The following is an 8791-nucleotide window of genomic DNA, read 5'->3' as shown; positions in this document are numbered from 1 at the left end:
CAATTATGTTTAATAATTCTTGTCTTATCATTTGTAAACCTCCGTTTAGTAAAACTAATTAGTATATCCATTAATATTAGTATTATCCAAACGGACATAGATAATTCAGGAAAATTTGAGTGATAAAGAAATCTTGGCTCTGTAGAGCCTTGATATATAAGGGCTAAGAATTATGCTTAACCCTAAGAATAATTTTTCATATTGAGGTGATAAAAAAGAAGGAATCCTGTAACTGCAAAAAAATGACTCATTACAACCATACCCATTGTGTTGAAAATATAGTTTAGAAAGCTATTGCACGATGCATCAAATGCACCGAATGTATTTGAATTACCTACCGATCCGCAATGGTAAAATACCATAAAGCAAGTCATAAAAAATCCTAATATTTTTATTCTATCGCTAACTTTTTGATTCATGTTCTTAAACTCTCCTTTATTTGACTACTATTACATAATACTATTTAACAGTATGTGTGTACAGTACATTTTTTTATACTGTGGTGTTAGTATAAAGTAGTGGATACAATAAGTCGAACTAAGTAAAATATTATTTAGTTAAGAAAGGATGTGTCCACTATGGGAAAGGGCAAAAGATATGATCAAGACTATAAGGATATGATAGTAGATTTATACAAATCAGGTATGACCTTATCAGAGATAAGTAGCGAATATGGCATTGCAAAATCAACAATTAATGGATGGATCAAGGATATTAAAGAAATCAAAATAGATGAAAATGAGGTTATGACTTTAAAAGAAGTCAAAGAATTAAAAAAAGAAATAGCAAGAATTAAGGAGGAAAATGAAGAATTAAAATCCGCTATTATACGTATATATAAAGCTAATAAAGGCATCTATGGTGCTCCTAGAATCCACCATATACTTAAATTAAAAGGCTTCAATGTATCATTGAAAAGAGTTCAAAGAAGAATGACTAAACTTGGGCTTTGTGCAATAACAGTAAAAAAATACAAACCGCATTCAAATAAAAAAGTAGCAGAAGGTTTGGAAAACGTTTTGAAGAGAGATTTTACAACTACATCTATTAATGAAAAATGGGTAGGAGATATTACATATATTAGTAATGATTTAAAGCAACTGTGTAAAGAATTTAATATTACACAATCTTTTAGTAAAAAAGGTTGTCCATATGACAATGCATGCATAGAATCTTTCCACTCTTCAATAAAGAAGGAAGAAATCTATAGAACTACATATCGTACCTTCGAAGAAGCTAATATAGCAATATTTAAATATATTGAAGGTTGGTATAATAGAAAAAGACTACACTCTTCGATTAATTACATGACTCCAGATCAATGTGAATTACTGGCTAGAAGTGTAATATAAAAAAGTTTGACTTTTTGTGTCCCAAATATTGACATAAGACCAAATTGAGTTGGATGCTGATGACAATGCACAACAGATTTTTGAAAGTATAAATTCTACAGGGGAAAAATTAACTGCCGCTGATTTAATACGTAACTATATAATGATGAGACGTACGAATGATGAGCAGGAAACCATTTATAAAAAGTACTGGTTAAAATTAGAAAAGATTTTTCCTGAGTCAAAAAAACTTGCTGAGTTTATAAGATTTTATCTGGCAACTAAGATGTATACCTTGACAACTGAGAAAGACTTATACCAGGTATTTAAGGATTATTGGAAGGCTCTTGATGGAGAAAATAAATATTTAGAGATCCTAGGCGAAGTATTACATTATGCACAGCATTTTGAAAGATTATATCTGAGTGAAAAGCAGGATCCGCTGGGTGAACAGTTGCTTGATTTTAGAAAACTTCAAAGTTTTATGCCTGCTCCATTTGCTATTAGAATGCTTGAACATCTTAGGGTGGGTGAGATTTCTCAGGATCAGGCTAAGCATACTCTTAAAATACTTAATACATATTTGATTAGACGATATATCAATTGGCAAGATACAAGTGCAATTTCCAGATTTTTTCCGGGATATTTAAAGAATGTTGAGGCACAAGTAGAATCGAATGGAAACTTTGAAAAGTATGTTGATATTTGCATATATTATCTTGTAAATGATAATAAAGCTAACTCTAAGTTTATGCCAGACGATACACAGCTGAGAAGTTATCTTGAAACAGCAAATGCATATTCGTTATCTAATATTCGTTGGGTCCTTGATAAGATTGAAAGCTATAAAAATCAGGTGCCAGTTGATTTGTTCGCGTTAAATATTGAGCATGTTATGCCACAAACACAAAATGAATACTGGGCGAGTGTTTCAGGGCTTGATGAAGATGAGTATACAAAGGTAGTGAATAGATTGGGAAATTTAACACTTGCGGCATCTTTGGACAATAGCAAAATGGGAAATAAAAATTTTGAAGAGAAAAATTGGAAGGATAGCACCGGCCAGATAATAAATGATTCATTAAGAAAGAAATCCTAATCGACAACAGAACAAATGTTCGGTATAATAACTCTAGATTCGTTACCCGGAGTTATTTTATTTTGCTAAACAGGCCAATCAATATTTATCCCGGTATTGGAGGTGTGAATGACAATGGAACTTGAAGAATGTATCAAGGATGGATTCGATGATTCCTTAAGAGAGTATATTCAATCGGAGGAGTACCAACAAAGACAGGATGAGCTTGATAAATTAATATGCTCATTTCAGATAAATATGAGTTCTGAACAGAAGATTCAATTTAAAAAGATAATTGATGCGATTGTTGCCGATGATGGAATTATAGCTCTGGAGGCTTATACGCGCGGAGTAATCGAGGGTATTGCATTGCGAAATAAATATGTAAAATGATACGCGCCTGCCAGCTTTGATTTCCCTTTAAGCTGGCTTTTTTCTTTATCTCTATATTTTTTAAAGGTTAGAGTATAATTTTTGTAGGCAGGAAAATTGATAAAAAATAAAGGAGATGTAAAAACATCTCCCCAATACATAAATTATCCATTATAATTTAATTGTCGAGATTAAATGAATGGAGCTGAGTTTATGTATGATTTAAGTTTAAATGAAAAAGGAATAAGTTTCAAGGAGCTAGAGAAGAAAATTTATAAATATGCATGCGATACCGCTTGCGAATTAATGAAGTCAGTGTTGGAAACTTTAGATCAAAAGCTGATGGTTGAGAGAGATACTAAGCTGTATCGAAATAAGGGTATTAGAAAGACATGTGTTAAGACAATAATGGGTGATGTAGAGTATTCCAGAAGAATATACGAGATTAAACAGGATGATGGCAGAAAAGTTACTAAGTATTTGTTAGATGAATATTTAAATATGGACATTATAGGAAATATTTCAGTTAACCTTACAGAATCTATTTTAAACAATATTACAGAAGTTTCTTATAGAAAGACTTCTGATAACATAAAGAATATGTGCAACCAAGAAATTAGTCCTCAGGCCGTTTGGAACGTAGTTCAAACTTTCGGAAGGGGTATAGCTAAACTTGAAGATAGAAAAATAAAATTTTATGTGCAAGTTTTAAGCCTGTGAATCATTTTAAAAAATTATGTAATGCAACAATAAATGAAGTGTATAATGTTGATGAAATTTCACTCAGAGTACTTAACGGAGATGGTGCAAGCTGGATTAAGAAGAGCTGTGAGGACAACAATATATATTTTCAGTTGGATCCGTTTCATATTGCTCAAGCAATAACTAAAAATGTCAAAGATAAAACTCAGCGCAAACAACTTCTTAAGCTGTTTAGAAAAGGTGAACCTGATAAAGGACTGGAGATTTTAAAACAAATGCTTATTGAAGCAAATAATGATGAAAAAGAGTTTAAAAAATTATCTGACTTATATAATTATCTTTCAAAAAATAAGGAAGGGCTGATACCTTATAAACAAAGAGCAAATATAGAAATCCCTTCGGCTCCGGAAGGCATAGAATATAGACAGATGGGGACAATGGAGTCAAGCATATTTTCAACATTAGCAAAGAGAATGAAAGGCAGAAGGATGAGCTGGTCTGTTGAAGGAGCAGATAATCTAGCAAAAATATTATGTGAACAAAAGAATAAAAGACTTTCAGAAACTGTTGATAAAATATATAAAAATATAATTCCAGAGTCAGTATTAAGAGATGTTATTATTAATACACCGCTATCAGCTAAAAAAGTAGATGCTGGTAATAATAAACCTGATATTTATCCACTGAAGACTGCATCAATACCGTACAGCTCTGCTGCCGTAACACTAGGTCGAAAAGTAATACGAAATTTATGTGGATTAAAAGATTTTGGAGATTTATCATATACATAAAATAGATTTATAGGGAAGGGAAAAAATACAATTTATATGTAAAATAATGGATAATTAATAAAAAGTTTAAAAAGATATATTTTTGCCAACATTTACTTGACACAAACCCAAATGACTTCATACTTGCCTTTAACTCGTTTACTCTTTCTGTTCTCATAATGAATTCCTCCTTGTGGTTTACTTTGTTTATTTGCTACTGAATTACTGTTCCGTTTCTTTGTAAGTACATCATAACATCTGTTGCATTTTTTACAATATTTCCGTCAGTTATAGCAACAATATTCAACTATGTTGCAACTAGTGTTGTTTTTACAGCAATATATGCAACAGCATGTACTTATCTGCAACAAACAATGATAAAGCACCTAGATTTGCAACTTTTCAAAGCTTTTTGCAACAAAAAGGCATAAAAATAGACTGTTCAGAGCTTATTCCAGCCAAAAAACAGCCTATTTCTATCAATATTTTCATATTAAATTGCAAATTATCATAATCTTGTTGCAACAAAATCATTTCAATATCGTTTTTCTATTAAGTTAAAAAGTCTATCTGCAGTATCCGGTCCTATTTTGCCAGTTTGCTTTGATTGATTAACTCCAACAAATGAATTCTTCGAAAGCCTTGTTGCAAACACGAGATAATCCTTAAACAACTCGACTGCTTCATTCTGAATAACATTTGCAGCGATAATAACGTCAATGCCCGGATTATGGTTCTTTATCTCATCAATAATCCTCAATATTGATTTTCCAGTATTAATCACACTATCAACAATAACTACTCTCTCTGTATTAATCACAGGAGTATCATCTTGCTTCGGGTTCATCGAATAAAAAATGCCGCCTGCTCCCATATATACTCCGTCACCAAAAAACCTGCCACCTCGTTCCAAAACTAAGATTGACATATTTTTCTCTGGGAATACGGTAGCAATGCGCCTTCCTATTTTTTCTCCCAAACGCACATGTGCCGCTGCCAGCCTACTTCCACTTATCCCTGAATTCGATTTGCAGATAGTAATATCAGCTTGTACTTCTTCGTCCTCATCAGCCAATACCACCAAAGAATGATCGTAAATCGGCACCAAGCCTGATAAGCTTTCATTCTTCAATGTTCTGCTTATTCGCTTACCAATATACAGAAATCCTTTATCAGCCTCGCGTAACATATATAAATCAATCTTGCTATCTCCATAGGCAAAAACAGTGTATCCATGTTCTCGCAATTGCTTTACAACATAATACTTAACATCTGCGCTTATGTATGGACTAGCAAATATAGTTCCAAGGTTCTTAACATTAGCAATATCGCTCCACAAATCTTTTATCCCAGAAGAAAGCACAACATAATTGTTTGCTGCAACTACGTCATATACTTCATTATTAATTGTTATCTCTGGAATTTTAGATTTGTCAATAGACGCGGCTTGTAATTCCTTCTCAAAAAGAAATGATTGATAGCCAGTATAAAAATCTCCATCGAATATCTTTGTCTTACTATGACAGCAGAACCTATATGAATCTTGCGTAATAATAGTTTTATCTCCATCAACTACATAGAGGACGTCCTGTTTGTTGAACTGCTCCATTATTTGATTACAAATATCTGTCGCTAAATCATAGGAGCTGAAGCCTTCTCGAAGTAAAGATAAGAAATCAAAAACCTTATTCTGTTCTTCTTCATTATCACTTACAACGTAGAAGTCCTTATTTCGCTTATGGCATTCCTCCCTAAGATTACCTATTTCAAACTCCTGCCATTGTCTTATCGACTCAATGGACTCGCCAGCAAACTTAGCATTTTTCTCTGACAAAGCATATCTTTTCTTAAGAGTTTCCGGAGAACAATACAGATAAATAAAGATATCGTACAAATCTCCGTCAGCCTTAGTAAATGCAACATTCTCCATAAAGGAATAGTGTCCATCTGAAACAATTACTTCATCATTCAATCCATTAATATATTCTGTGTATTTAATTCTAACTTGATGTTTCTCTTCTTCTGATAGCTCCGAAAAGGAACCACCACAAATACGTCTCAACTCCTGGCTGCCATTAATAACCTTTGCATCAGTTATTTTATCCATCAATGTACTCTTGCCCGCACAAGGCATTCCATATAATGCTATTTTCAACCAGTAAACACCTCCTTGAAACAACAGTTTCTATCAAAATAGTTAACATCAAAACAAACCTCATTTAAAGGTGTTTCATAAGGCATTGAAAAAGGTAAATCAATACAATTACCACATATGAATATCTTTCCATTTGCGTAAAAAATATTGTCCATTCCTGCACCACACATGCCACCATACATGGTACAGTCGTAGCCACCAGTTCTAACATTCAATCGTTCCATCGCTTTACTCAAGAATGTATTAAATTCAAGTAACGATATCCCCTGTTTTCCAATCATCCTAGAAAACGTAATCCTATTACCAAATTGCTCAAAGAAACCTATGGTCGCTTCCGGATTATCAATTATCTCTTTTCCAACAGTACAATTCATAGAAGGATACTTCCCATTCACTTCTTTGTATAAAGCTATATTTGACATCACTCGCTCATGAGTTCCACATCTATACTTGTCGTGAATAGCAGGGACTCCATCTACTGAAAAGCCAACATTTACATTGTATCCTTTGAAGAATTCTAACTTCTCACGATCAACTAAAATACCGTTTGTAATGGTGTATGCAGCAATTCTTCCAGATTTCAAATAATCGCCAATATGAACGATATACTGCTTAAGTTTTTCATAATCTAACAGTGGTTCTCCATTGCCCACAAACCCTAACTTAAACAAATCAATATCGTTATCTTCAATATGCGAAGTAATATTATCAAGGATAGTAATTACATCCATATTGTCCTCTTGAATGTAATCCTTCTTCTCATGAAAATGGCAATAAGTACAATTGAGATTGCATCGATTATTTATCGATATACAAGCTCGTGTTACCATCTTCTATTCCCCCTCTTCTGACTATTCTTATTGCTACCTCTATTAAACTGCTTTCTTGTAGGACCAGATTCATGATACTCACTAACCCAATCAGCAGCAGTTTTACCATCAATGTCAACGATCTTCTGGTCAGCTCCTGCATCAATGAGTATCTTTCGAATATCCCAAGTATGCTTTTCCTTATTATTTTCAAAGTGACCGTTCATGCAGGCCTTCATGAGCGCAGTAAATCCATTAGCATCCTGCTGGTTAATACTGGTTCTTTCATCCTCACATAAAGCAATTACAAAATCCTTCTTTCCCTCCCAGGCAGCAATCATTAATGGCATATTGCCCTCATTCTTCTGTCGTACTTTTCCGGCATCAAAAGGATTTCTACTTCCAACATTAGGATTTGCCTTACACTCTAAAAGCAAAAACATAAACATCTCATAATCCTTCATCTGCACTGCATGCGATAGAGCAGGGAAATATCTACGACTGCAATCACGCTTATTCACATCTGCACCAAGCTGAATGAGCCATTTGATTTTTTCTTTCCTTTGCTCAATTGTGGCCCTATTATTTCTTACAGCAGAAATAATAAGTGTATTTCCATCCTGAAGATATGCATTAACTTCGTCTGCTGTTGGTTCTTCGCATTCCTCATATGAATCTGCGTAATAAGCGTCAATTCTAGCCAATTTAGTCATATTGATAAGATCCTGCTTAGTAGCCATATATTCTCTAAGATGTAATGCTGAAACGGATTCATGCCCTTTAAGATATGCAGAATAATCGGTGTCCTCTGTTATGATATCTACTTTGCAGTGATATGTATCAGAAGCCTCCTGTGCAATATATATTATTTTACAATCTTCGTTATCTTCATCAGCATCGCCATTATATTCCATAAGAATTGTACGAGAACCGTAGCTAATACCACGAATAACTTCCCAAGCCTTTCTCCCAAGAGGACCTGAGTTCTTATTCTTTATATTATCTAATTCATCAACAACTACCTTTGGAATAACTACCTTACTATATTCCTGGTTCAGTTCATCAATTAACTGTGAATTTTTAAGTAACGCTGAAGTATCTGGAACGGCAACCTTCTCCCCTCTTAAAAATTGCTCGGTCTGTGATTCTGACATTCCAAAAACCTTACAATATTTTCTTGCCATTTCCAATAGAGTTTTTTCTGCAGTTTTTCCACCTTCAACACGTGAAATAGACGACTTGTTCATACCAGTTCCTGGTTCCAAGCCCTCTAATACATCAATCTTCTTTGCTATGTCATCCATGGTACAGCCATTCTTTTCACGAAGCTCCTTCAATCTCGAACAAAGGAATGCTATCTGATTATCATTTGCCATAAGTAACGCCCCTTTCATAAGTATGTTTGTAATTTAATTATTTGCTTTATCTCATTGGATTGTCAACACTCTTTAATACATTTTTTATTCGGTCATATTTGCAAGTCTATACTCAACTGGAGTCATATAGTTTAAAGAACTATGAATGCGTTTATTGTTATACCATAATACATAACTTCTTAATTCTAACTTAAGTTC

Annotated in this window: 9 protein-coding genes; 5 read left to right on the top strand and 4 right to left on the bottom strand. The window is 33.5% G+C overall.

All coding sequences use genetic code 11. From position 1 onward, the window contains the following. Positions 1-578 precede the first annotated feature (578 nt). The 5 genes from FYJ33_RS15470 to FYJ33_RS16545 all read left to right on the top strand — a co-directional run bounded on the left by FYJ33_RS15470 (position 579) and on the right by FYJ33_RS16545 (position 4274). Positions 579-1352 (top strand): IS3 family transposase, encoded by a 774-nt coding sequence (locus tag FYJ33_RS15470; RefSeq protein ID WP_154532798.1) that lies wholly within the window; start codon positions 579-581, stop codon positions 1350-1352. A gap of 49 nt (positions 1353-1401) precedes the next feature. Then, complete coding sequence (locus FYJ33_RS15465) at positions 1402-2430, top strand: HNH endonuclease family protein (protein WP_154532796.1); 1029 nt, start codon at positions 1402-1404, stop codon at positions 2428-2430. A gap of 114 nt (positions 2431-2544) precedes the next feature. Beyond that, entirely contained in the window at positions 2545-2802 is a 258-nt protein-coding gene (locus FYJ33_RS15460; RefSeq protein WP_154532794.1) for a hypothetical protein, read from the top strand. Between the two features lie 192 nt (positions 2803-2994). Beyond that, positions 2995-3501, top strand: a complete 507-nt coding sequence (locus FYJ33_RS16550; protein ID WP_235900876.1) for a UPF0236 family transposase-like protein — start codon at positions 2995-2997, stop codon at positions 3499-3501. A 38-nt stretch (positions 3502-3539) separates the two neighbouring features. After that, positions 3540-4274 (top strand): UPF0236 family transposase-like protein, encoded by a 735-nt coding sequence (locus FYJ33_RS16545; protein WP_328598720.1) that lies wholly within the window; start codon positions 3540-3542, stop codon positions 4272-4274. Between the two features lie 514 nt (positions 4275-4788). Here FYJ33_RS16545 and FYJ33_RS15450 read toward each other — a convergent pair. The 4 genes from FYJ33_RS15450 to FYJ33_RS15435 form a co-directional block, all read right to left on the bottom strand. Continuing rightward, positions 4789-6408, bottom strand: coding sequence for an AAA family ATPase (locus FYJ33_RS15450; protein ID WP_154532792.1), 1620 nt, complete (start codon positions 6406-6408; stop codon positions 4789-4791). Next, entirely contained in the window at positions 6405-7238 is an 834-nt protein-coding gene (locus FYJ33_RS15445) for a radical SAM protein (protein WP_154532790.1), read from the bottom strand. Before FYJ33_RS15445 ends, FYJ33_RS15450 begins: the two co-directional genes overlap by 4 nt. Next, positions 7232-8593, bottom strand: coding sequence for an ankyrin repeat domain-containing protein (locus FYJ33_RS15440; protein WP_154532788.1), 1362 nt, complete (start codon positions 8591-8593; stop codon positions 7232-7234). The genes FYJ33_RS15445 and FYJ33_RS15440 overlap by 7 nt, the downstream gene beginning before the upstream one ends. Positions 8594-8677: 84 nt before the next feature. After that, the coding region (locus FYJ33_RS15435) for an IS3 family transposase (protein ID WP_154530158.1) at positions 8678-8791 on the bottom strand (114 nt) is incomplete at its 5' end.

Source organism: Inconstantimicrobium porci (assembly GCF_009696465.1).
Classification (GTDB): domain Bacteria; phylum Bacillota; class Clostridia; order Clostridiales; family Clostridiaceae; genus Inconstantimicrobium; species Inconstantimicrobium porci.
This window is presented reverse-complemented; position numbering and strand designations above follow the sequence as displayed.

Bases quoted from the DNA above. Each gene is read 5' to 3' on its own strand.
- FYJ33_RS16550 (WP_235900876.1), top strand. From the start codon at position 2,995: ATGTATGATTTAAGTTTAAATGAAAAAGGAATAAGTTTCAAGGAGCTA.
- FYJ33_RS15445 (WP_154532790.1), bottom strand. From the start codon at position 7,238: ATGGTAACACGAGCTTGTATATCGATAAATAATCGATGCAATCTCAAT.
- FYJ33_RS15460 (WP_154532794.1), top strand. From the start codon at position 2,545: ATGGAACTTGAAGAATGTATCAAGGATGGATTCGATGATTCCTTAAGA.
- FYJ33_RS15440 (WP_154532788.1), bottom strand. From the start codon at position 8,593: ATGGCAAATGATAATCAGATAGCATTCCTTTGTTCGAGATTGAAGGAG.
- FYJ33_RS15470 (WP_154532798.1), top strand. From the start codon at position 579: ATGGGAAAGGGCAAAAGATATGATCAAGACTATAAGGATATGATAGTA.